The 23406-nt window shown below is 34.2% G+C and carries 29 protein-coding genes; 11 read left to right on the top strand and 18 right to left on the bottom strand.

What is annotated here, in order from left to right; translation table 11 throughout:
- Window positions 1-24: 24 nt before the first annotated feature.
- The 12 genes from INR76_RS07660 to INR76_RS07605 all read right to left on the bottom strand — a co-directional run bounded on the left by INR76_RS07660 (window position 25) and on the right by INR76_RS07605 (window position 10206).
- The gene (locus INR76_RS07660) at window positions 25-462 is read right to left on the bottom strand and encodes a hypothetical protein (protein WP_223107324.1); all 438 of its coding nucleotides are present in this window, start codon (window positions 460-462) and stop codon (window positions 25-27) included.
- A complete protein-coding gene (locus INR76_RS07655) occupies window positions 452-1729 on the bottom strand; it encodes an ABC transporter permease (protein ID WP_223107323.1) in 1278 nt (425 codons plus the stop codon). The genes INR76_RS07660 and INR76_RS07655 overlap by 11 nt, the downstream gene beginning before the upstream one ends.
- Window positions 1726-2361, bottom strand: a complete 636-nt coding sequence (locus INR76_RS07650) for an ATP-binding cassette domain-containing protein (RefSeq protein WP_255592535.1) — start codon at window positions 2359-2361, stop codon at window positions 1726-1728. The genes INR76_RS07655 and INR76_RS07650 overlap by 4 nt, the downstream gene beginning before the upstream one ends.
- Window positions 2362-3774: a DUF3526 domain-containing protein gene (locus INR76_RS07645; protein WP_223107322.1), complete on the bottom strand. Its 1413-nt coding sequence runs from the start codon at window positions 3772-3774 to the stop codon at window positions 2362-2364.
- 2 nt (window positions 3775-3776) lie between these two features.
- A complete protein-coding gene (locus INR76_RS07640) occupies window positions 3777-5183 on the bottom strand; it encodes a DUF3526 domain-containing protein (protein ID WP_223107321.1) in 1407 nt (468 codons plus the stop codon).
- Window positions 5180-5896, bottom strand: a complete 717-nt coding sequence (locus tag INR76_RS07635; RefSeq protein WP_223107320.1) for an ABC transporter ATP-binding protein — start codon at window positions 5894-5896, stop codon at window positions 5180-5182. The genes INR76_RS07640 and INR76_RS07635 overlap by 4 nt, the downstream gene beginning before the upstream one ends.
- Window positions 5897-5910: 14 nt before the next feature.
- A complete protein-coding gene (locus INR76_RS07630) occupies window positions 5911-6717 on the bottom strand; it encodes a hypothetical protein (protein ID WP_223107319.1) in 807 nt (268 codons plus the stop codon).
- A gap of 28 nt (window positions 6718-6745) precedes the next feature.
- The gene (locus tag INR76_RS07625; RefSeq protein WP_223107318.1) at window positions 6746-7675 is read right to left on the bottom strand and encodes a DUF5829 family protein; all 930 of its coding nucleotides are present in this window, start codon (window positions 7673-7675) and stop codon (window positions 6746-6748) included.
- 264 nt (window positions 7676-7939) lie between these two features.
- Entirely contained in the window at window positions 7940-8245 is a 306-nt protein-coding gene (locus tag INR76_RS07620) for a hypothetical protein (RefSeq protein WP_223107317.1), read from the bottom strand.
- A 45-nt stretch (window positions 8246-8290) separates the two neighbouring features.
- Window positions 8291-9202 (bottom strand): NAD(P)/FAD-dependent oxidoreductase, encoded by a 912-nt coding sequence (locus INR76_RS07615; RefSeq protein ID WP_223107316.1) that lies wholly within the window; start codon window positions 9200-9202, stop codon window positions 8291-8293.
- 1 nt (window position 9203) lies between these two features.
- On the bottom strand, window positions 9204-9857 hold the full coding sequence (locus tag INR76_RS07610; protein WP_223107315.1) for a YiiX/YebB-like N1pC/P60 family cysteine hydrolase: 654 nt from the start codon (window positions 9855-9857) through the stop codon (window positions 9204-9206).
- Between the two features lie 13 nt (window positions 9858-9870).
- The gene (locus INR76_RS07605) at window positions 9871-10206 is read right to left on the bottom strand and encodes a MerC domain-containing protein (RefSeq protein ID WP_223107314.1); all 336 of its coding nucleotides are present in this window, start codon (window positions 10204-10206) and stop codon (window positions 9871-9873) included.
- 91 nt (window positions 10207-10297) lie between these two features.
- Here INR76_RS07605 and INR76_RS07600 point away from each other — a divergent pair, with 91 nt between their 5' ends.
- A complete protein-coding gene (locus tag INR76_RS07600) occupies window positions 10298-10675 on the top strand; it encodes a Fur family transcriptional regulator (protein WP_223107313.1) in 378 nt (125 codons plus the stop codon).
- 55 nt (window positions 10676-10730) lie between these two features.
- Here the strand turns inward: INR76_RS07600 and INR76_RS07595 are convergent, their stop codons facing one another.
- The 6 genes from INR76_RS07595 to INR76_RS07570 form a co-directional block, all read right to left on the bottom strand.
- Entirely contained in the window at window positions 10731-12857 is a 2127-nt protein-coding gene (locus tag INR76_RS07595; protein WP_223107312.1) for a M3 family metallopeptidase, read from the bottom strand.
- A gap of 161 nt (window positions 12858-13018) precedes the next feature.
- Window positions 13019-13399, bottom strand: coding sequence for a hypothetical protein (locus INR76_RS07590; protein WP_223107311.1), 381 nt, complete (start codon window positions 13397-13399; stop codon window positions 13019-13021).
- Between the two features lie 133 nt (window positions 13400-13532).
- Complete coding sequence (locus tag INR76_RS07585; protein WP_223107310.1) at window positions 13533-13928, bottom strand: rhodanese-like domain-containing protein; 396 nt, start codon at window positions 13926-13928, stop codon at window positions 13533-13535.
- Window positions 13929-13939: 11 nt separating this feature from the next.
- Window positions 13940-14248, bottom strand: a complete 309-nt coding sequence (locus INR76_RS07580; protein ID WP_223107309.1) for a rhodanese-like domain-containing protein — start codon at window positions 14246-14248, stop codon at window positions 13940-13942.
- A 139-nt stretch (window positions 14249-14387) separates the two neighbouring features.
- Window positions 14388-15071, bottom strand: a complete 684-nt coding sequence (locus INR76_RS07575) for a redoxin domain-containing protein (protein ID WP_370632386.1) — start codon at window positions 15069-15071, stop codon at window positions 14388-14390.
- A 10-nt stretch (window positions 15072-15081) separates the two neighbouring features.
- Window positions 15082-15654, bottom strand: a complete 573-nt coding sequence (locus INR76_RS07570) for a TlpA disulfide reductase family protein (RefSeq protein ID WP_223107308.1) — start codon at window positions 15652-15654, stop codon at window positions 15082-15084.
- A gap of 176 nt (window positions 15655-15830) precedes the next feature.
- Here INR76_RS07570 and INR76_RS07565 point away from each other — a divergent pair, with 176 nt between their 5' ends.
- The 10 genes from INR76_RS07565 (at window position 15831) to INR76_RS07520 (ending at window position 23385) form a co-directional block, all read left to right on the top strand.
- Window positions 15831-16289 carry a MarR family winged helix-turn-helix transcriptional regulator gene (locus INR76_RS07565; RefSeq protein ID WP_223107307.1) on the top strand — a complete coding sequence of 153 codons (459 nt, stop codon included), beginning with the start codon at window positions 15831-15833 and terminating at the stop codon, window positions 16287-16289.
- On the top strand, window positions 16282-16914 hold the full coding sequence (locus INR76_RS07560; RefSeq protein WP_223107306.1) for an NAD(P)H-dependent oxidoreductase: 633 nt from the start codon (window positions 16282-16284) through the stop codon (window positions 16912-16914). The genes INR76_RS07565 and INR76_RS07560 overlap by 8 nt, the downstream gene beginning before the upstream one ends.
- Before the next feature lie 12 nt (window positions 16915-16926).
- Window positions 16927-17499 (top strand): YceI family protein, encoded by a 573-nt coding sequence (locus tag INR76_RS07555; protein WP_223107305.1) that lies wholly within the window; start codon window positions 16927-16929, stop codon window positions 17497-17499.
- 181 nt (window positions 17500-17680) lie between these two features.
- Window positions 17681-19078, top strand: coding sequence for an anthranilate synthase component I family protein (locus tag INR76_RS07550; protein ID WP_223107304.1), 1398 nt, complete (start codon window positions 17681-17683; stop codon window positions 19076-19078).
- Window positions 19079-19080: 2 nt separating this feature from the next.
- Entirely contained in the window at window positions 19081-19647 is a 567-nt protein-coding gene (locus tag INR76_RS07545; RefSeq protein ID WP_223107303.1) for an aminodeoxychorismate/anthranilate synthase component II, read from the top strand.
- A gap of 43 nt (window positions 19648-19690) precedes the next feature.
- Window positions 19691-19930 carry a membrane protein insertion efficiency factor YidD gene (gene yidD / locus INR76_RS07540; protein ID WP_223107302.1) on the top strand — a complete coding sequence of 80 codons (240 nt, stop codon included), beginning with the start codon at window positions 19691-19693 and terminating at the stop codon, window positions 19928-19930.
- 107 nt (window positions 19931-20037) lie between these two features.
- A complete protein-coding gene (gene lgt, locus INR76_RS07535) occupies window positions 20038-20871 on the top strand; it encodes a prolipoprotein diacylglyceryl transferase (protein ID WP_223107301.1) in 834 nt (277 codons plus the stop codon).
- 23 nt (window positions 20872-20894) lie between these two features.
- On the top strand, window positions 20895-21383 hold the full coding sequence (locus tag INR76_RS07530; RefSeq protein ID WP_223107300.1) for a DUF192 domain-containing protein: 489 nt from the start codon (window positions 20895-20897) through the stop codon (window positions 21381-21383).
- Window positions 21384-21505: 122 nt separating this feature from the next.
- Window positions 21506-22390, top strand: coding sequence for a LysR family transcriptional regulator (locus INR76_RS07525; protein WP_223107299.1), 885 nt, complete (start codon window positions 21506-21508; stop codon window positions 22388-22390).
- A gap of 77 nt (window positions 22391-22467) precedes the next feature.
- On the top strand, window positions 22468-23385 hold the full coding sequence (locus INR76_RS07520) for a YeiH family protein (protein ID WP_223107298.1): 918 nt from the start codon (window positions 22468-22470) through the stop codon (window positions 23383-23385).
- Window positions 23386-23406 lie beyond the last annotated feature (21 nt).

Raw genomic sequence — 23406 nt, 5'->3', positions numbered from 1 at the left:
TGTACCCCTCAAACAGCTATTTTGTTAATCTGCACGTATAGCTTTGCTATTGGTAATGATATAATTGAAGTGTTTTACATCTTCATCATTAAGTTTTAAAATCCCCGTTACGGTAACTATATCATCTGTTTTAAAAGTTGGTTTTGAGTCAAACTGTAACTCTATAGCGGTTTCTGGACCGGCCATTCCGCAGAAAAAACAAGATGCCATTGGCTTTTTTGATAGTATATACAAGTTATCACTAGGCGAAATATTTAAAAAATAGCCGGTTATGCTTACCTTTTTGTTGTGTAAAGATTTTACATGCTCACTAAAGTTGGGAAAAAGAAAATACTCATCATATTCAGCATAATATTTATCAACATACTCTACTTGAGCCAGGTCTTGCCACGTTATTTTTTTTTGAGCAAAACAACTTACCGTAAAAAGCATAAAAATGAATGGTATGATACTATTTTTCATTACTTATTATTTTTGAAATATTTAATTTGATAATGGGTAGAATTGCCAAAACGATAGCCAATACAACCATTAAAACAATTAATAACACCGTTTGTAAAAGTTCTTGTAATGGAAATTCAATTACCAACATTTGATTGTAACTTGAATTAAAAGCTTGAACAACCAACCAAAGACCAATTTGCGCCAGTGCAGCTCCTACTAATAATGAAGCAACTACTAGTATAAACCCTTCATAAGCAACAATACGAATAAGCTGAAAATTACTGGCTCCGTACGTTCGCATTAACGCAAGGTCAAAAGCACGTTCTTTAACCATTTTAAATAAACTTATAAAGATTGTAATACAAGAAATGGCTAGTATGATATAAGCTATCCAAGAAACGGCCTTAACGCCTACTCCCGTAAAACTAAAAAGACGCTCTAGTTCATATTTGGGTAAGGCAGCTTGCATAGAAGACTCTTTATTAATTTTTCTAGGTATTGTTAACAATCCCATAGGACTCCTGAAAGAAACAAGCATTGAAGTAATTTCTTTTCCATGGTTTTCTTCGTGATGACCCTCATGAGCTAAATGATTTTCTTCGTGGTGTTCCTGATGATCTGAATGTTTTTCAAGATGGGAATCTTTCGTTTCAGAAGTATGGGCTTCATGACTGTGTACATCCCAAATACTTTTAAGATCTGTAACAATAAGCCTATCAAGCACATTGTAGGTTGGTTTATAAATACCCACAACTTTTAAAGGATGGTGATGATGTACTTCTTGAGTATTTTCTACTAGACCGTGAGAACTTACGAACGTATCGCCTATTTTCAAATTTAATGTAGCCGCTACGGTACTTCCCAAAACAACTTCCATTGATGTTTCAATTTGTCTTCCTGCATCAATCTTAGCATTGTATAATGGTGCAAATTCAGTAGTGGTTCCTACAATTCGATATCCTTTATAACTATCACCATATGAAATAGGCACCGCTTTCTCTATCAACGGGCTATTTGTAATTTGTCTAGCTTCTTTTAAAGAAATATTACCCGTGGGATTGTCAATTTGTAAAACCGAAGCCAACACCAATTGAAGCGGACTGCCCTTCGCTCCCACTACCATATCAATGGCACCCAAGCTATTTTCAAATTGATTTTGAATAGAAGAATCTAATTGCTGAATTCCAAAGAGCAAACCAATGCTGATAGAAAGCGAAAAAACACTTAAAAAAGCATACAACGGTTTGTGTACAATATTGCTTACGCTAATTTTCCAGATATTCATAACGTAATTACATTTTTGAATACAGGTGTTACACGTTCATCGTGAGTAATCACAATGAGATTTGCCTTTTGGCGTTCGGTTTGTTTCAGTAACAAATCTAGAACCGCTTTACAATTGTCATCATCCAAGCTTGATGTTGGTTCATCGGCAAGAATTACTTTTGGTTTGTGAATAACTGATAAGCCAATGCCAAGCCGTTGTAATTGACCTTCACTAAGTTGGTTTACTTTTTTATATTGTTGGTCAAGTAAATCGAGTTGCTTCAGCAAAGTGGTTAAACTATCGTGATCTATTTTTTTTCTTGCAAAAAACAATCTAGCGCGGAGGTTCTCAATTACGTTTAATGACCGAATAGCATAATTTTTCTGAAACACCATTCCAATATTTTTTCCTATAAAAAGATCTCTCTTTTTTGCAGACATGGCTTGCAATTCGTTATTTTGAATACAAACCGAACCCGTTTTCGGCTTTAGCAAACCCGCCATAAGATGCAACAATGTAGTTTTACCTATACCAGATTTGCCCAAAACCAACAGATTCTCTTCATTATTTAAATCAATATCAGGAAACTGAAACACCTCTTGTTGAGGAGTATATTGATAGGAAAGATTATGTGTTTTAACCATATGCATCTAAGACGTTATCAAATGTGATTCTCGCTTTTTGGTAACTAGAAAACCAATTGCAAAAACTCCAAAAGCTATCAAGAAAATAATCAACGGAGCTATTGATGTTCGCGGTAAAGGTTCGTAGTTAAAGTTGGGCAAGTTCTCAATATCGGCTTTTGTAAATTCATCATTGTTATACACAAAAGGCATAAAATGATTGCGCCATTCTTTAGAAAAATCTGCAACCTGCCTTCTGAAATTCTCATAATCTTGTGTAGCAGTACCCGCCATTTGATTAAGTGATTCTTGGGTAATTACAGCCGGCGAAAGCCATTTAAAGCGTCCTACCCATTCTTGTTGTTTTTGTAACTGTGCGTTGTATTTGTTTACTGTAGGCTGAAGTTCATCACGTAATACTTTTTGAGATGCCACATACTTGTGATAAAATGTACGTGTTTGTGTTGAATCATTCAATGCCAATTCAGGATGATCTCTCAAGTAATTATCTAGTATTTCATCCTGTCGTTTAGTTACATCGGCTTGCAAAGCCCGTACTTCATTAATTAATAAAGTACGGGATGGCATAGGGTATAATGTAGTACCCAATTGATTAAGTATGGATGGTACTAGGAGCACAAAAAATATCCAAAATCCTAATAATGAAACAGCGTTTTTGGCAGAAGTTCCCACCCAAAGGTTAATCAAAAAAGCCAATGCAAACCAAAATAACATATATCCTAAAATCAAGCCATAAAGACTTAGTAGTATTCCAATATCTGAAAATGCTGAACTTGCTAAAAATAATAGGACCAGTGTAATAGACACTAATACTAGTATGGCAAGCCAGAAAAAACGAATCAATAATTTTTGAAATAACCAGCCTCTTAGGCTTATTGACTGCGAACCTAACAAACGCAGCGTACCATTTTCACGCTCAGCAGAAAGAACATTGTAGCTAAAGGCTATAATGAGCAATGGTAATAGATACACTATAACAAAAGCCAAATCAAAACTACCAAAGAGTAGTTGTACCGGGCTGGTCATTTCAGTAAATTCTTCAATTAAATCTCCATAGGTGAAGGTTGGTTGTTTAAAGTTTGAAAAAATATCGCTTTGGCCCGTAGCACTAAAGGTTAATGAACCCGATGGAATGGCAGCTACACGAGGATAAAAATTACCTACAGGCAACGGTCTGTTTACCCAACTTGGCGATACTTCATAGCCTTGCTCTAGAGAATCTAATTTGTTGTACAGGCTTGTATATTCACGGTTCATTTCAGCTTTGGCAGCAGTTAAATCTGCCTGTCGTTTTTCTTGTCGTTGCACACCATTATAAATAGCAAAACCGAACAAAATTAATAGCAACACACTGAATACCTGAAGCCATCGACTGCGCAGTAATTGCTTTATTTCATATATAAAATTATATTTAAACATCGTTAATGGGATTTTGTAGTGAAAACAAGTAATAAGAAAGTACCTAAAAACCAACCTCCTAAAATCAAAATATTTGAGTTGTTATTTTGGAGTGTTTCCTGTAAGCTAGGAGGTGTATATTCAAACGGTGGTAATTTTTGCCAAAACTCCGGACTAGCTTGCCAAGACCAATCTCCATATTCTGAATTTTCTGCAAAATGATTGTTCAAAAACTCTTGCGTTGTAATACGATATTTTTCAGCTGCATCAGAAAAACTCCAATGGGTCCCATAATCGGTATGAGCCACAGACATACTTAAAAATCGTGTGGGTAAAAAGGGAGATACTCCTGCCAAGCTTTTATAAACATTTGATTGATTGGTATACTGCTTTTTTAAATATTGGTAATGTTTGAAGTATACTTCGGCTTGATGTTCTTCTCCTTTTTGCATTCGATATCCGTCAAAATTAAACGGTAATTGATTCAAACTATCAACACCATATTCTTCTAATACTTCGCGTTCTAGTTTTTTAGACTCTTCACTCCAAGGGTTATGACCATCTAGACCTTTATCTATATCACTTTGCACACGGGCTTCAAACTCTTGTGTAGTAGGGTAAGGGTATTGTGCTTGTGCAATGTTTGTTGCTACTTTGGGCGCTACCAGACACGCCAGAATCCAGATACTTAATGAAAGTACTAATGCAATACCAGATTTTTTTGCTTTGGCAGAAATAAGCAATACTATGTTTATAAACACTGCATAAAACACAACATACACCAAGAACATCACCAGGAGTGAATCCCACTGAAAGACCCCGAAATTTTCAAGTCTAGATAAAACAATACCAGCAATGAGAAAAAGAATAAAGGCTATTAAGACAATAGGTGTAAAAAGTGCCATCCACTTCCCTAGCATCCATTTCCAATTTGTGATTCCTTGACTTTTTAATAGGGTGAGCGTCCCCATTTCTCTTTCTTTGGTAAAGCTATTGTAGCCTAATAAAATGATAAGTAATGGAATGATAAACAGTAGAATAAAATCTGGCGTTAAGTCGCCAAAACGCGCTAAGCCGGTTTGATCTGCCGCTGCACTAAACTGAGCCTCGTGACGGGCATGAGCTTCTAGAAATATTGAAGTACCTACGTATTTATCAACACCTTGATCTACTAATGACAAGGGATATTTCGGTTTAAAAGCGTAGGTACCATAATGAGCAGCCGAGTGTGGGTTTTTGGCTCCTTGACTATCCCAGTTGCCTCGTTCAGTCTGTCTGGCAGTTTCATATTGTTCATTAACTTGTTGGTACTGTTGTGAGCTTATAAATACTGCTACTCCTAACAGTGCTAAAACAATAATTATAGAAATACGCACACGACCTTCTCGTAGCAACTCTTTAGTTTCTTTTACAAAGGTTTTTACTATCATAGCGCAACTTCTTTATAGTCCATTGTTTTAAGATAAGCAGACTCCAATTCTGAAAGGGAGATATTTGCTGCTACAAATTCATGTTTTAACACACCATCTTTCATTATACCTATGTGGGTTGCTACTTCTTTGGCACGAAATAAATCGTGTGTAGCCATAAGTGTTGCAACTCCTTTTTTCTTTAACTTTTGCAAAAGCAAACCAAACTCATTACTAGCACTAGGGTCTAATCCTGATGTTGGTTCATCAAGCAAAAGAACTTTGGCATCTTTGGCAAGAGCAATAGCAATTCCTACTTTTTGTCGCATTCCTTTTGAATAGGTTGAAATGCGTTTTGTAAATGCATCTGTTTGCAAACCTGCTTCTGTTAAAAACGCTTCAAGTTGACTTTTTGAAAGCGATTTACCTGCAATACCAGAAAAATAATCCAGGTTTTCCAAGGCAGTTAGATTGGGGTATAACATTAAGTTTTCAGGAATGTACGCTAAATGCTTTTTGGTTTCTCTAGACTTTGAAACCACATCAATATCGTGAATACTAGCGGTTCCTGAAGTTGGTTCAGAAAAGGCAAGAAGTAAGTTTATTGTAGTGGTTTTTCCAGCGCCATTAGCACCTAAAAGGCAATAAATTTCACCTGAATTAACGGTAAGATTAAGCTCATGTAAAGCTACTTGATTTCCGTATTTTTTGGTAAGGTTGACAGTTTGTATCATAGGTTCTGAAAGAATTATTCTGTTAAGGTTACTGTACGTTCTACTGTATTAAAATCACCCGGAATACTATTACCGTCTTTATCTAGTAACTCTAGTTTTATTGTAACTTCTCCCTTTGGAAGTCCTTTAACTACGTAAGGCACCCACTCAGTAAGAGTAAACTCATTACCATTGATGGTGGCTTTTACATAATTTCCACCTTCTGAAAGGGTTGTATTAAGCAGGTAAAAATCTAGTAATAAGTTTTCTGTATCTTTTCCTGAGTATTCTCCTTTTGGGCGGCTGTAAATAAGAGTAGGTTTGTTGAAATCAACATCAACTTCATTAGCCGAAGCTTCACCTACAATAATCTTTTTTGCAACAAACGCATTGGGGTTTTTTACGCTTTCGTGATACGATCTACTTAAAAAAGCGACAAGAAAGTGAGTACCTTCAGATAGTTCTTTATTGAATGTAGGCTCATAATGAGCTGAATATGGACCGTTATCTACTATAAAGTGAATATGCTGTCCTTTTCCAGAATTGGCTAAATCATTTGCTACGTTGGATTCTGTTTGTTTGCCTAATTCATAATTTTCTACTTCAAAACTAAAATCAATTCCGTTTTCATTTGCTTCCATCTTTTCAGTGGAAGGGGTTTTCATTCTTAAAGCAGACTCTGCGTAGACCGGAGATCCTTCAAGTTTTTGGATGGTTATTTTGGGAGTTTCAACTTCTTCAGAAACTTCAACGGTAGTTTCGGGTTTTGTCTCTTTTGCTTTTTCCTTACAACTGCTGAAAAAAATTAATAAACTTAGTAGACTTATAACTGTAGTTTTCATAATGATTTGTTTTTATTAGATTATTCTTTTACTGAAATCGCCAAACCGTCTCACGGCCGCTATTTTCAATTGTTATGTTATCTAGTTTTATACTGTAATTGTTTGATTTGGTTAGCTTTCCAGAAATAATTGCAACCGTACTTTTGTTTAGATTTTCTTTTAAGCGAAGGCTTAGTTTAAACCCGTTTATATTAAAAAGTAAATCATCGTTGTTTTTTCCTATGGGTTTATACCCTAGCAGTTTAAGCTCATTAGCAATGCGAAAGTGATCTGCCAATGTGCAGTGTATCTCCAGACCGCTTATGTCTTTAAAAAGTTTGTTAGGTTGATATGCCGTTTTTAAATACTGGGCTTCTGTATACCGCTCTACAGGCTCTTCGTGTAAAACAGTTAAAAATTCGGGGTTGTAATAGGAGTACCAAGTATGCAAATTGGTATCCATTCCATTGGTATAAAATGCTTTAAACCAAGCAATCTTTTTGTTTTTTAAAGTGTAAGTAACGGTGTCTGAGGTTTTTAAAAACTTGGTATTTATGTTTGTTAGTTTCGGGGTATTAGTTAAAGAAAAACCGTCTTTATGTTCAAGTGCAAAGCCAATCCCGCACTTACCTATTTCTTCATTAAATTTATTATTGGGGCCTAAGATTTCTATATAAGAATTTTTCCCACGTAGATAAATTGATTTTGATGTTTTTTGTATTGCTGAAAAGTTTGGTAATCCAGCATCTAAACTTGCATAATCTTCGCTCAAAAACGTATTGTGAAGTATATTATTAAACGAACTACTATCAAGTACTACGTAAATGTGGCTTATAGATAGTTTATTTTCAGTTTTGTTAAATACTGTATCTATTTTTCCTTTATCTATGACTATGTCTTCTTGCTCTTTAATAGGCTGGTTGCACCCAAAAAAGATTATACCAAATAGAATCAAGATAAACAATGAGTATTTTGTCATGTGACTGATAGAAGTAAGTTTTAAAAAAAGATTTTTTATTGAGTTCCGCCTTGTTGTTGATATATGTTAATACACATACAATCAAAAACAGGCTATCATAAAAGATTGATACAATCAGGTAAGCACAACAAGTTGTTGGTTGAGAACTACTAAACTATACTTTAACTTACAAGAACAAACTAAAAAAAGGAGACAAATTATCCTCTTGCATAATATAGTTTGATACACAACAGTATGTTGTGCTTAAGTACCTGAAAGTTTGTTTTAGCTTATAGGCGGAGGTCTAGAAAACAAGGAGTTATAAAACGTATTTTCAGGATAGTTAAGAATGTATCCTGTAACAATTTCGTTTTCTGTGAAGCGTATTTGTTTCAGAAAAGTAACCGCTTCAGTATTAGAAGTTATAAGTGGTGTGTGATCGTGATTTGAAATAGCAATGCTACAAATTGGGCAATCGTGTATGTGATCAGTTTCCCCTTCGTGTGAAAGACCGTGTAGTCCTGTCAATTTCACCGCTATGAAAATGACAAGAATTATAGAAGCAATATTTCCTTTTATGTGATCTTTCATGTGTTATTCACAAATATACAAAACAGATTAGTACTACTTTGTTTATCAATTAAATTCTTCTTCGGTTATTTCTTTATTAACCATTGCTCCAGCTATATTTCCTGTTGCAACTGCATATGCAACAGAACGCATCATACTTGCATTATCACCGCAAGCAAATACACCTGGTACAGTAGTTTTTTGAACCATATCGGTTTTAATATGCCCTGTTTCGGTAAGCTCACACCCTAATGAAACCGGAACTTTACAATGTTGTTCAAATGGAACTGCTGCATAAACAGCATCAAAGGTTTCTTTTGCATAAGTAGTAAAAACAACTTCTTTTATGTGACCTTCATTGTGAACAAAAGCTTGAATAGGGTTTTCATTAATTTTTACAGATTGGTTGTTTAACTTCTGAAGTTGATCCTCTGTAAAATCTGGTTTTCCTTGAGTAAAAATGGTGACATCATTGGTTAAATTACGAACCAAACCAGCCAAATGAAACGCATGTTCACCATTTGCCATTATGCCTGTTTTTTTATTTTTAAATTCATATCCGTGGCAATAGGGACAATGGATAACCGAAATTCCCCAACAGGCAGACAAACCCTCAATTGTTGGTAAAAGATCTTTAATTCCTGTTGCAAAAATTAATTTTTTGGTTTTAAAAAGTAAACCGGATTGTGTAGTAACTTCAAACCCATTTTTTGTTTTTTTCCCGTCTGTAACTAGATCATCCAAAAATTGAACTGTTTTATACTGAAGCACTTGCTCTTTGGCTTTTTGTGATATAGCTTGAGGTGTTTCTCCATCTTGTGTAATAAAATTGTGAGAGTGAGGTGTGGTTCTGTTACACGGTTTCCCACTGTCAATGATTAACACATTGCGTAAAGAACGCCCAAGCGCCATAGCAGCAGATAGACCTGCGTAGCTACCACCCACAATAATAGCTTCAAAGTTTGTTTGTTGTGTCATATTAGATATTTTTCAGATCTACTTCTACAATCTTAATTTTATTTGAACGTGAAATCAATCCAGGATTGGTTCCTAAATCGCCTTCAGGAATGGGAACATTCAATTTGTGAAAATATGTTACCCAAGCCGGAAAAAAATTATGATCCTGTGGGTTTTTATATGTCATAGGAGCTAATGGAAAAAATTCTTTTCCATCATTTGCTTCTTTATATGCTTGATATACTAACTCGCTACAATACAAAGCTTCATTGTTTATATTAAATACATCATCATATGGCTTTCCTATTTGTGCGATAGCAAATACTTGTGCCTTTTCAACTAAATGTTGATACTGAGGTTTTAACCTTCCTACAGTAATATTTTTAATGACGGTTGTATCTGAAGAGCGTGCAAAAAAATCGTGTATTGAAGTGAGTTGTACTTCACTGCCTATCGCTTCAACAACTTGTAAAGTAGTATTGGTTTTGACCACAATTCCACAATGTGAAAAGTCTTTTCCATCAACGCCTTGCGTAACTGCTTCAATTGCATTGCAAAGTTCACCGCAATTTAAATCTTGAAATAACAAATCTCCAGCTTGAAGGCTTTGAGAGTTTGAAGTGTTAACAAAGCTTACAATACATATAACGTATAATAAATAGCGTGCTGTTTTCATAATTACACCGATTTTAATACCTGTGACTTTTAAAGTTAATTACGTGACCAGCTATTAAACCTGTAGCACCTATATATATGAGAAAAGAATGAATTTCAAAATACTCAAGTAGTATTGATACTCCTACTAGCAAAAGAGAACTCACTAAAAGTATTTTAAGATATAAGGAGGCTTTACTTTTTAAAACCTTATACACAGGATATAACCCGAGACCGAAAAAAACAAGGTCTACCACAGGCGTATGAGAAACTTGTAGCGGAATCAAAAACAACAATGGCGCTAGCAAACAATGTATTAAACACAAAGTAGCAATATACATTCCCGCTAAATCAAAATATTTATCTTTCATAGAATTTTATTAATGCAACAGTGTTGCAAAAATAATTATTATTTTTGTAAATACAACAGAGTTGCAATAAAACATCATTGAAATAATTAGTATGAGAAATACAGCTGCTAAAAAGAAAATACTTGAGCTTTTAAACAATTCAAACCAAGCGCTTTCACAATCTGATATACAAGCACTTTTACCGGAAAATTTTTGTGATAGGGTTACTATATATAGAGTGCTGGATAGACTTGTTGATGAAGGACTTGCTCATAAAGTAATTAATCTCGATGGTGTGATTTGTTATGCAAATTGTCAAAATTGCACAAATAATCATCACCATAATCATCTACATTTTAATTGTGAAAAATGCAATACTATTACATGTCTAGAAGACGTTGAACCAACTTTTAGTTTGCCTACTGACTATCAAATGAACAAAACAAGCTTTGTTGTTTCCGGTCTTTGCCCAAAATGTTTGCAAGCTTAGCATATTAACATATTATGCCTTAAACTCGCCAATAAGATTGTTTAATTATAATATATTATTGTAAACCGCGTGCTTTTAGCATAGGTTCAATCTTTGGTTCTGCTTCACGCCAGTCCTTATACATTTTTTCAAGTTCAAGTGTGTTACCTCTAGATAAAACCATCTCACGAAAACGTTGTCCGTTCTCACGTGTTAGTCCCCCATTGTTTTCAAACCACATAAAAGCATCGTGGTGTAACATTTCAGTCCAAACGTAAGAGTAATATCCAGCGGCGTAGCCTCCGGCAAAGATGTGTGCAAAATAAGTAGATCGATATCGAGGGGGTACGGCTTGCACAGCATCTAATTTTAAGGTACTTAATGCTTCTTTTTCAAATGTATTTGCATTGGCAACTTCGTCATCTATTGAAACAGTATGCCACATTAGGTCGAGACCTGCAGCAGCTAAGGTTTCTGTTAAAGAATACCCTTGATTAAATGTACCCGATTTTTTTATTTTATCAATTAATTTCTGCGGAATTGGCTCTCCAGTTTCATAATGTAACGCATAATTTTGTAACACATCTGGGTATAAGGCCCAATTTTCATTTACTTGAGAAGGAAACTCTACAAAGTCTCTTGCTACTGCTGTTCCTGAAAGCGAAGGATAGTGTTGATTGGCAAAAAAGCCGTGTAACGCGTGACCAAATTCGTGAAACATTGTTTCAACATTATCATACGTCATAAGCGCTGCTTCACCTTCACTTGGTTTTGCAAAATTACACACGTTATAAATTACCGGTTTGTACCCATATAGTTTTGATTGAATAACAAAGTTATCCATCCAAGCACCACCACTTTTACTTGGTCTTGCATAAAAGTCACCATAAAATAAACCAAGCGGATCACCATTTTCTTCAAATAGCTCATACACCAAAACATCATCATGGTAAGTTGGTATATCTTTTCTTTCTTTAAAAGTAATACCGTATAGTTTTTCAGCAGCATAAAAAACTCCTTTTTCCAAAACTGTTTTTAATTCAAAATAAGGTTTTATTTCACTTTCATCCAGATCATACTTTGCTTTTCTAACCATTTCAGCATAGTGATTCCAATCCCAAGCTTCTAGTGTAAAATCGTTACCTTTTGACTGAATCATTTTTTGAATTTCGTCAGATTCTTGTTGAGCTTTGGCAGTAGCTGCGGGAATTAATTTATTAAATAACGCTCTCACGTTTTCAGGCTTCTTTGCCATTGTATTTTGAAGTCTCCACTCTGCATACGTATTAAAACCCAAAAGATTTGCTTTTTCTGCTCGTAAGGTCACAATATCCTTAATAATATCTTTTGTATCGTTTTTGCTCCCGTCTGCTCGGTAGTAACTGGCTTTGAAGATTTTTTCGCGAGCGGCTCTATTTTCTAGAGATGCTAACACAGGTTGCTGTGTAGTGTTTTGAAGCGTGATTTTCCAGCCTTCGCCGTCTGGATTTCTTTTACTATTTAGTTCGGCTTCACTTAATCCCTTTAAATCACTTTTATCTGTAAACTGTGTTGCCCCATTATTTATAGCATCTAATAACGTTTTATCAAACTGAGTGGTAAGTGTAGCGAGTTGTGTGTTTATTTTTTTTAGACTTTCTTTTTCTTCTGAAGAAAGATTGGCTCCGGCAATTTTAAAATTTTCCATATAAACTTCCAGCAACTTTGTTGATTCTGCATCTAGATTAAGTGCATCCTTATTTTCTGAAAGTGTTTTAAAGCGTTGATAAAGTTCATCATTCAAATAAACTGCATCTTGAAGAGCAGCCATTTTAGGCGCCATTTCTTCTTGAATGGCTTGTAATGTATCATTAATATTTGCAGATGTCATGGCATAAAACACTTGCCTCACACGGCTTAGCGAAGCATCACTTTTTTCTAGTTCTAGAATTGTGTTTTCAAAAGTAGGAGCATCCGGGTTGTTAGCAATACGCTCAATAGCAGCAAGTTTTTCATCAATTCCTTTTTGCAAAGCAGGTTGATAGTGGTGATCTTTAATTTTTGTAAAATCTGGAGCGTGATAAGGCAGCGAGCTTTCAACAAAGAAAGGATTTTCTGAGTTTTTGGTATTCATTTCAGTGGTGTTTTCTGAAGTATTTTTTTCTGAATTATTACAAGCTAGTACGGTAGCAGCAACTACCATTAGGAGCACTATTTTTTTCATAATTTGAAGAATTTGATTCTGAATCTAAAAACTAAAGGTACATAATTTAGGCACATGAATTCAATTATGCTTTTAACTTCTAAGTTCTATTTAAGTGCTTTTCTAAAAATAAAAAAGCCGCTCATTTATTGAGCAGCTTGTTATATATAGAGGGTTACCAATTATGCACTAATAGCGTCATCTGTTACAGCACGTGCCACATTGTTGTAATGAAATAACTGTGATTGGTAAAACCGCGATGCTTTTGAACCTTTTTCAAGACAACCTTTAAGGGTTTCTTCAAGATTATTATAAGAAATAGTAGTATCTGCTAATTGGCTTATATTGTACTTTGAGCGTGGAGAATTATCAACTATAGCACCTCCATACAATGTTATGTTTTTATGCTTTCTATCAATAACTACCGAGGTAGCATTAAAGAAAAATTTTAATAATGATTTCTGAAAACTATTATAATTAGAATTGAGGAATGCTTCTTCGGCACAACTTTTCTTAATTAATTTACGCATTTCTTCTCGTACAATCTGTTCTTGATCTTTCATAATCTTAACATTTATACGATAAATATACTAACAGCTCACGATACAATTGTAGCAATAACGGTAGTTTAGCGTTACTTTAACGCGATAAAACTCAATCTGTTAAGAAATTTAAGAAGACGGTATTCAGAACATTTTACTGTTCGGTTTGTAGTCCTTTTTCTTTCCAAGAAGTAATTCCTCCGTTTAAATCAAATACCTTTGTAAACCCTTTTTCTTCCAATATTTTTGCAGCACGAGCACTTCTGCCACCACTTCGGCAATACACGTATACCGGTTTTGATTTATCTAACTTTTTTATTTTTTCTTCAAAATCATCATCTGTAACGCAAATGTTTTGAGCGTTTTTTAAGTGACCTACTGCAAACTCTTCGGTGGTACGCACATCAACTAATTGACCTGAGTTGTCTTTTTCAAGAGTTTCCAGAAAAACTTCAGGGTCTACAAGCGTTACGGTTTTTGACGACTTGTCTTGACAAGATGATAGCAAAACTGCAGTTACGCAAAAAAGTAAAATAAAAAAGTTTTTCATAGGGGTTATATTTATGATACGGTCTCACCTTCCCACTCGGTGATTCCTCCTAGAAGGTTATAGCAGTTTTCAAAACCTTGTGATTTCAAAATTGCACAAGCTTGAGCACTTCTAGATCCGGAACGGCAATACACGTAATAGTTTTTTGAAGCGTCTAGCTTTTGAAGCTCTTCCATAAACTTAGGCGGATTTTGAATATCCATTTGCTTAGCATTAGGAATATGTTTTTCAGCTACTTCATCATCAGTTCTCACATCTAATATTTGTGCATTATCATCTGATGCTAACTTTTCACTCCATTCTTGTTGGGTTAAATCCATGTGTTTTAATTTTTTGTAAAAATAAGGATTCTCACTGCTATAGACGTAAAAAATAGCAAAACGTTACAGGTTTTAAAAATAAAAATGTATTTAAATAAAAAAACCCGGGAATACCCGGGTTATTAGTAAAATAAATTACTTATTGCTTTACGGTACAACCAATTGCTTTGGTTTCTTTTACAGTCACTTCTTTCCCTGCCAACAATTCATTTACAGCATTGGCTAAAAATTGTTCTTTTACTGCATTTGCATTACGAACGTTATCATCTATTGCTCCTATATACTTTACAATATTTTTACTGTTTTCTTTTTTAAGCAAATAAACGTGTGGTGTTTTTGTAGCGCCATATTTTGCATAAATGGTTTGGCTTTCATCATACAAGTAAGGAAACGTAAATCCGGCTTCGTTTGCTTTTTCTTGCATCAACTCATAAGTATCATCTGGTTGCACTTCAGGGTTATTAGGGTTAATCGCAATTACTGGATAGCCTTTTCCTTTAAATTCTTGATCTAAAGCAACCATTCTTTCTTCACTAGCAACTGCAAACGGACACGTGTTACAGGTAAAAATGACAATAAATCCTTTTGCGTCTGGATAGTCTGATAAAGAAACCATGCTACCATCAACATCTTTTAATTTAAAGTCTGTAGCTTCATCACCTATAGAATATCCTTTTGAGAGAGATACCTCATTAGGAGTAGCCATCGCAAGCACGTCTTCAGTTACTTGGTTGGCTTTATTTGTTTCATTTTTACAACTACTCAAGCCTACAGCTAAAAAAGCCATCGCTGCAATAGATATGTATTTTGTTATTTTTTTCATAGTCTTTAATTTATAAAAGTTTATTTATTTCGGTTTTTAATTCTTCATAGGTAAATGACCTCTCATAAAATTTACGAGTATCATTTTTATAGATAACGGTGGCCGGAATAGCCCCACTCCACTCTTCTGAAACTTTTGGAATCCAACTATTGGCATCAGGATCATCCAGTAATACAATTTCTGAATGAAGTTTATTTTTCTTTATAAAAGGTACTACTTGACTTTGAATCTTATTGGGAAAATCTAAGCTTGCTAAAATTACTTTTACTTTATCATCTGCATATTCTTTGTTAACTTTTTCAAAGTAAGGCAACTCTTTCACACAGGGCTTGCACCAGGTAGCCCAAAAATTAACAACATATGTAGTGTCATTTTTGTTTGCTAAAATTTTTTCTTGAAAAGCTGTAAAATCATAACTAGGTATTTTAACCTTTATAGGCTCTTCGGTAGTTTCTTCTTGGGTTAATTCAGTTAGTTCTTTTGAAAGTTCTGTTTCAGTGTCAGCACTTTCAGGGTTTGTTTTGGGTTGCTCTTTACAAGCTTGTAAAGCAATTAAAATCAATATTAGTATGAGTTTTTTCATAGCCGAAATATATTTAAACTTATTGAGTGTCAATTTATTTTTAACTTTTTTTTACGGAAATCATCTTTTAAAAAAACCGCATAGCTAACATTTAAAAATGTTAATTAATGTTAATTTTTTAGTTGTGGTTTGAAATTGACATTATATTTGTACCTACAAATGTTGTACATACAAATATGAAGATAGAAGAAGTTATAAAAACACGCCAACCCATGGAGGTTGCTACCAAAACCGTGATTAACCTTATGTATACATCACGTGTGGTTGAAGAAGCAGTAACAAGCATTTTTAAAGAATACAATTTGACCAACCAACAATATAATGTATTACGTATTCTGCGTGGTCAAAAAAACAAACCTGCCAATCTCTCTACACTTCAAGAGCGTATGATTGATCGTAGTAGCAACACTACTCGACTGGTTGATAAGTTAATTCAGAAAAAATTAGTTACTAGAAATGTGTGCCCCGATAACCGAAGAAAAGTAGAAATAAGTATCACTGAAACCGGATTGGATATTTTGGAAAAACTAGATCCTATCACCTCGCAAACAAATAAAGATGTATTGCAAAATTTAAATTCAGAAGAACTTAAAACCTTAAATAACCTTTTAGATAAATTACGAAACGATGAATAACTATATAGATAATTTAAACTGGCGATACGCCACAAAAAAATTTGATGCTTCAAAAAAAATAAGCAAAGAAAACCTAGAGTTTTTAAAAGAAGCGATGCAACTTTCGGCGTCATCTTATGGTTTGCAACCTTACGAAATACTTATTATTGAAGACCAAGAACTACGTAAGAAATTAAAACCAGCTGCTTGGAATCAATCTCAAATAACCGAGGCTTCTCACCTTATTGTTATTGCTAATAAAGTAGGTTTTGGTGATGAACTTGTAGATGCTTACATACAAACTATGAGTGATATCCGGGATGTGCCATTAGATAGCCTGGAAAATGCGGCATCTTTTATGAAATCTAAAGTTGGTGCGTTTTCTTCCGAAGAAAAAGCACAATGGACTCAAAACCAAAGTTATATTGTATTAGGAAATTTACTTTCTGCAGCAGCAGCAATAAAAGTAGATGTATGCCCTATGGAAGGGTTTGATGCTCAAGCTTTCAATGAAATTCTAGATTTGAACAACAAAGGCTTAAATACCGCTGTGATTGCCACAGTAGGATACCGAAGCGAAGAAGATCAAGCGCAACATTATCCAAAAGTTAGAAAAAGAAAAGAAGAATTATTTACAACCCTTTAAACAAAAATTGCTATGAAAAAGAATTCAATTTTAAAATCAGTATTAATCTTAGCTGTTGCTACAGGAACAGCTGCATTTACAACAACTATGGAAAAGAGAATAGACATAAATGAAAGCTCCATTCAATGGAAAGGAAAGAAAGTGTTAGGATCTCATGAAGGTACTATCAACTTAAAAGATGGTTACCTTGAGATGGAAGGTGATCAACTAACCGGCGGTGAATTTACCGTAGATATGACTACAATACTTGTAACCGATTTAAGCGGTGAAAGCAAAGAAAAGCTAGAAGGTCATTTAAAAAGTGATGATTTTTTTGGTGTTGATACCCACCCTACAGCTTCTTTAAAGATAACAGATGCAACCAAAAATGGAAACACGTATTCTGTAACTGGAGACCTTACCATTAAAGGAACAACCAAGCCAGTAACCTTTGATTTAATAATGGGAGAAAGCGCTGCAACAGCAACTGTTACCATCAATAGAACACACTACGGAGTGCGATATGGTTCGGGAAGTTTCTTTGACAATTTGGGAGACAATACCATTTCAGATAATTTTACCTTAGATGTAAATTTGAAATTTTAAACAGTGGTAATTTGTAGGTTTTAAATTTCATTTCTATCTTTGACCGAAATTATGAAAACTATTATTACACATACTTGGTGGCTTACTTACAAACGAAATTGATCGTGAGTAAAGCACCATGGTATACACTATAAACCAAAGGCTTGTCAATCACGACAAGCCTTTCTTGTTTTTAAAACCTATGACATATCAGTTAACAACACATACAAAAAAAATGCTAGCCGATACCTTAACACCGGTTTCGGTTTATTTACGGTTGCGAGATAAATTCCCAAATAGCCTCTTGCTGGAGAGTAGTGATTATCACGCAAATGATAATAGCTTCAGTTACATTTGTTGCAATCCTATAGCTTCAATAGAAGTAAAAAATGGTGAGATTGCTCAGCACTACCCAGATGGTAAAAAAGCCACCATCACCATACAAGAAGATACAAATGTTCCAGCTATTTTAGACAGCTTTGCAGCATCCTTTTCTTCTGAAGAAACAAACCTCAAATTTATCAATAACGGATTGTTCGGCTTTATGGCTTATGATGCGGTTCAGTATTTTGAAAATATTACCATTTCAAAAAAGGAAGATAATCTGGAAATACCAGATATGTATTATGCCGTTTACCAAAATATTATCGCTATCAATCATTTTAATAATGAAGCATTTCTGTTTGCGCATTGTTATAATTCAGAAAATAACATTCCGCAGCTAGAACAAGTATTAAAGTCTAAAAACTTTGCCGAATACCCCTTCAATACGCAAGGAGAACCAAAAAGTAATATTGACGATGCAACTTTTAAACAATTGGTTTCTACTTGTAAAGCACATTGTGCTCGGGGAGATGTTTTTCAAATTGTGCCTAGCAAACGGTTTTCGCAAGCATTTACCGGCGATGAGTTTAATGTATATCGTGCTTTACGCAGTGTAAATCCGTCACCTTATTTATTTTATTTTGACTACGGAAATTTTAAGATCTTCGGAAGCTCTCCAGAAGCACAATTGGTTGTAAAAAATGATGTAGCAGAGATACACCCTATTGCCGGAACCTTTAAACGCACCGGAAACGATGAAAAAGATGCCGAACTAGCCAAACAACTTTCAGCAGACGAAAAAGAAAATAGTGAACACGTGATGCTAGTAGATCTAGCCCGTAACGATTTAAGCAGGCATGGAAGTAATGTAACGGTAGACACCTATCGCGAGATACAGTTTTTCTCGCACGTGATACATTTGGTAAGCAAAGTGACTGCCCAAAAAGACCCAGAAACTTCCACTCTGCAATTGGTAGCCGATACATTTCCGGCAGGAACCTTAAGCGGTGCTCCAAAACACAAGGCTATGCAACTACTAGAAAAATATGAAAATAGAAGTAGAGAATTTTATGGCGGGGCAATTGGTTTTATGGATTTTAGCGGAAATTTTAACCACGCAATTATCATACGCTCCTTTGTGAGTAAAAATCATACCTTGCACTATCAAGCAGGTGCTGGTGTGGTTTCAGAAAGTAAAGAAGAAAACGAGTTACAAGAAGTATATAATAAATTAGGCGCTTTAACAAAAGCCCTTAAACTAGCAGAAACTATTTAATAATGAACATATTAGTAATTGATAACTACGATAGTTTTGTATACAACTTGGTACATTATCTAGAAGAATTGGATTGCCAAGTAACGGTAAAAAGAAATGACAAATTTCTACTAGAAGAAGCCGAACAATATGATAAAATTTTACTATCTCCAGGTCCCGGTATTCCTGATGAAGCAGGATTATTAAAGGCTGTTATAAAAACCTATGCAGCCACAAAACCCATTTTAGGTGTTTGCTTAGGACAGCAAGCCATAGGCGAAGTTTTTGGCGGAAGCTTGATTAATTTACGTGAAGTGTTTCACGGTGTAGCTACTAAGGCTGAAATTTTAGTAAACGATGAGCCGCTTTTTAAAAACTTAGGTAATGAAATTGAAATAGGTCGTTATCACTCATGGGTTGTTAACAAAGAAGATTTTCCTGATATTTTAGAAATTACATCGGTAGATCCTAACGGGCAAATTATGTCTTTGCGGCATAAGCTTTATGATGTGCGAGGTGTACAGTTTCATCCAGAAAGCGTTTTAACTCCCAAAGGCAAACAAATTATTAAAAATTGGGTAGAAAGTTAACTAAAACAACCTATGCGTAAGATATTGTATTTTTACATAAGCAATGAAAAAAATAGTAATCGCTCCCTTTATATTTTTAATCAAGGTGTATCAAAAAGTGATTTCACCACTTACACCATCAACTTGTAGGTATACACCCACTTGTTCACATTACAGTGTAGAAGCGCTTCAAAAACACGGGCTTGTAAAGGGTGGATGGTTGGCCATTAAAAGAATTGCAAGTTGTCATCCTTGGGGTGGTTCTGGTTATGATCCTGTTCCGCCAAAAAAAGAAAGACACTAAGGTTTAAATAGCTATTGGTTTTCCTATCTTTACAATCAATAAATTATTCTTTTTTTTTAGAAGAAGGTGCTTCAATAATTACGCACATCACTATAAAACTCAATTAAATGACACATTTTTTGGCCTATACCTGGGACCCTTCTGAAGGGATAGACCTTGGTTTTTTTGTAGTACGGTATTACAGCTTAATGTTTGTAGTAGCTTTTACATTAGGATGGTTTATCATGAAACGTATTTATAAAAATGAAAACGTTTCTGAAGAAAAGTTGGACAGTCTTTTTATTTATACCGTTATAGCAACCCTTCTTGGTGCTCGATTGGGACACGTGATTTTTTATCAAACAGAATTAATATGGCAAGATCCTTTAGCAGTATTTTTACCCATTCAAACCGTTCCTGAATTTGAATTTACCGGTTTTCAAGGACTTGCGAGTCACGGTGCAGCCATTGCCATTATCATTGCTATGTTTATGTACAGTAAGCGAATCATTAAAAAGCCTGTACTTTGGATATTGGACCGCATAGTGATTGCCGTTGCCTGCGGTGGTATTTTTGTGCGACTTGGTAATTTTATTAATTCAGAAATTATAGGGAAACCTACCAATAGTGATTATGGAGTAATCTTTAAGCAATTGGGTGAAACTTTTCCGCGTCATCCCGCACAATTGTACGAGTCTGCTGGATATATCATTGTTTTTCTTATTCTTTGGTTTATTTATTGGAAAACAAATAAGCGACAGTACCTTGGTTATATTTTTGGTGCGTTTTTAATACTATTATGGACGGTACGCTTTTTGGTAGAATTTGTAAAAGAAGCACAAGTAGAAAATCGTGCTGAATGGGCTCTTAATACCGGACAATGGTTAAGTATTCCTTTTATTTTAATAGGAGTTTACTTAATGCTTCAAGCCCCAAAACGTAAATATCCTAAAGAAGCATAAACGGTACAAACATCATCTAAACAATGAAAAACAAATTAATTTTTAGTTTCTTATTATTTGTAGTATTTACAGCTTGTAAAGAAAAAAATGAATCACAAACAAGTATAACCAAAGAAGTTTCGTTTACCAAAGAAGGTGAACTTACTATAAAAAAAGCTGAAACCGATTCAACACTTGTCATGCTAGACATTGAAATTGCTGATGATGAATATCAAACTCAGACCGGTCTAATGTACCGAAAAGGAATGCCTAACAACCAAGCCATGCTTTTTATATTTGAAGATGAACAACCGCGTTCCTTTTATATGAAAAACACTGAGTTTGGTTTAGACATCATCTATATTAATAGCAAAAAAGAGATTGTAAATATTCAGAAAAATGCACAACCTCTTGACCCTACTTCACTGCCCTCGCAAGGTGCTGCTCAATATGTATTAGAAGTAAATGACGGGTTGAGTGACTTATGGGGATTGCAACAAGGAGATCATGTAGAGTGGAGTAAAATAGAATAAGTTATCCAAATTTGTTAAAATCTATTTGTGTTTTCCTTTTTCTCCTTTTAATATTTTTCAACTATGTAAGGATCTATTCTTAGTTGTAAAACATTGCTTATTACTACATAAATAGAAAATGTATGAGGACCAAATTCCACATATTTCAAGTAGTTGCTAATCATTTAAGCTTTACAAAAGCTGCAGAGCAATTGTATATATCTCAGCCTGCTATTTCAAAAGCTATTAAAAATCTAGAGGAAGAGTTTAAAACTACTCTTTTTATACGAAGACGAAATTCTATTGAGCTAACCAAAGAAGGGAAATCATTTTTGGTATATACTCAAAAAGTAGTGGCTCTTTTTTCAGAAATGGAAGAAACTTTTACTAAAAAAAATGATGTTTTTCCAGAACGTATAAACCTAGGCGCCAGCACTACGATTTCAAATTATATCATTCCTAAAATAATTGCAAAGTTTAACAATCAATTTCCAACAACTAGATTTAATACGATAGGCGGTAATACTGATATGATTCAAAATATGATTTTAAATGAAGAATTGGATTTTGGCATTACTGAAGGTAGTAATTCAAACCCAAAGCTTACGTTTAAAAAATTTATAAAAGATGAGATTGTACTGGTAACAAACTCAAGTAACAACCAATTAAAAAAGGGTTCAATTTCGCTTGACAACCTACAATCGTTACAACTTATCTCTAGAGAAATTGGCTCTGGAACAAGAGAAATAATTGATTCATTTTTAGTTAAACATGGCTATAAAAAAGTAAACAGAATGCTTACGTTTACTAGTACTGAATCAATAAAAAACTACTTATATCATTCAGATTATTATGCGCTTATTTCTATACACGCTATTTCAGATAATTTAAAAAGCAACAGACTTCAAATTATCGACTTAAAAAACGCATCAATTGAACGGTGGTTTTATTTTGTAAGAAGGACAGGTCACGTATCTAGTACGCTTGATTACCTAGAAAAATATATAAGACTCAATTATAACTTATAGTTATCTCATATAAAAGATTTCATTCCATACCCCTGAAGCCTTACAACTAGTTTTGTATCAGCATTAAAATCTTTGATATGAAAATCACTAGTTCAAAAATAATTTATACAGTAATCATAATAACCTTGTTAACAGGCTTTATAAGTAGTTCTGTAGCATTACTATTGGGGTTTTTATTTAATGTTTTTCTTAAAAATCCGTTTAAAAAATATGAACATAAAAGCATAAGTATATTACTTAAAGTTTCAGTAGTAGGGTTGGGTTTTGGAATGTTTATCAATGAAACGATTAAAACTGGTAAAGAAGGATTTAGTTTAACGGTTTCTACAATTCTTATTACTGTATTTTTAGGAGTTTTTCTAAGTAAACTGTTTAAAATTGATCATAAACTAGGACATCTTATTACATCTGGAACCGCTATTTGTGGCGGAAGTGCTATTGCAGCGATTGCACCAACAATAAGAGCAAAAGGAAAGGTAATAAGTGTTGCTCTAGGTATTGTTTTTCTATTAAACTCTATTGCTTTATTTATATTTCCGCCTTTAGGTCATTTTCTAGAATTAACCCAAAAACAGTTTGGTTTATGGTGTGCTGTAGCAATTCATGATACAAGCTCAGTAGTTGGTGCTGCACTAGAATATGGTGATGAGGCGTTACGTATAGCTACCACTGTAAAGCTTTCTAGAACATTATGGATAATCCCATTAGCAATTTTTTCTATGTTCTTTTTTAAAACTAAGGGTGAAAAAATAAAAATTCCATACTTTATCTTGCTATTTATACTTGCAATTATCATAAACAGTTTTCATCTATTACCTGAATTTTTTACTCAATTCATTGTAGTACTGGCCAAAAGGCTCCTTATTGTTACTTTATTTTTAATAGGAATGAGTATTTCAATTAGAGATATAAAGAGTATAGGGATAAAACCTATATTACTGGCTATTTTGCTTTGGGGTTTTATTTCAATCTTTTCTTTACTTTATATTTTATGAGTACGGTTTTACAATGCAAAA

The sequence above is a fragment of the Marixanthomonas sp. SCSIO 43207 genome (assembly GCF_019904255.1).
GTDB lineage: Bacteria > Bacteroidota > Bacteroidia > Flavobacteriales > Flavobacteriaceae > Marixanthomonas.
This window is presented reverse-complemented; position numbering and strand designations above follow the sequence as displayed.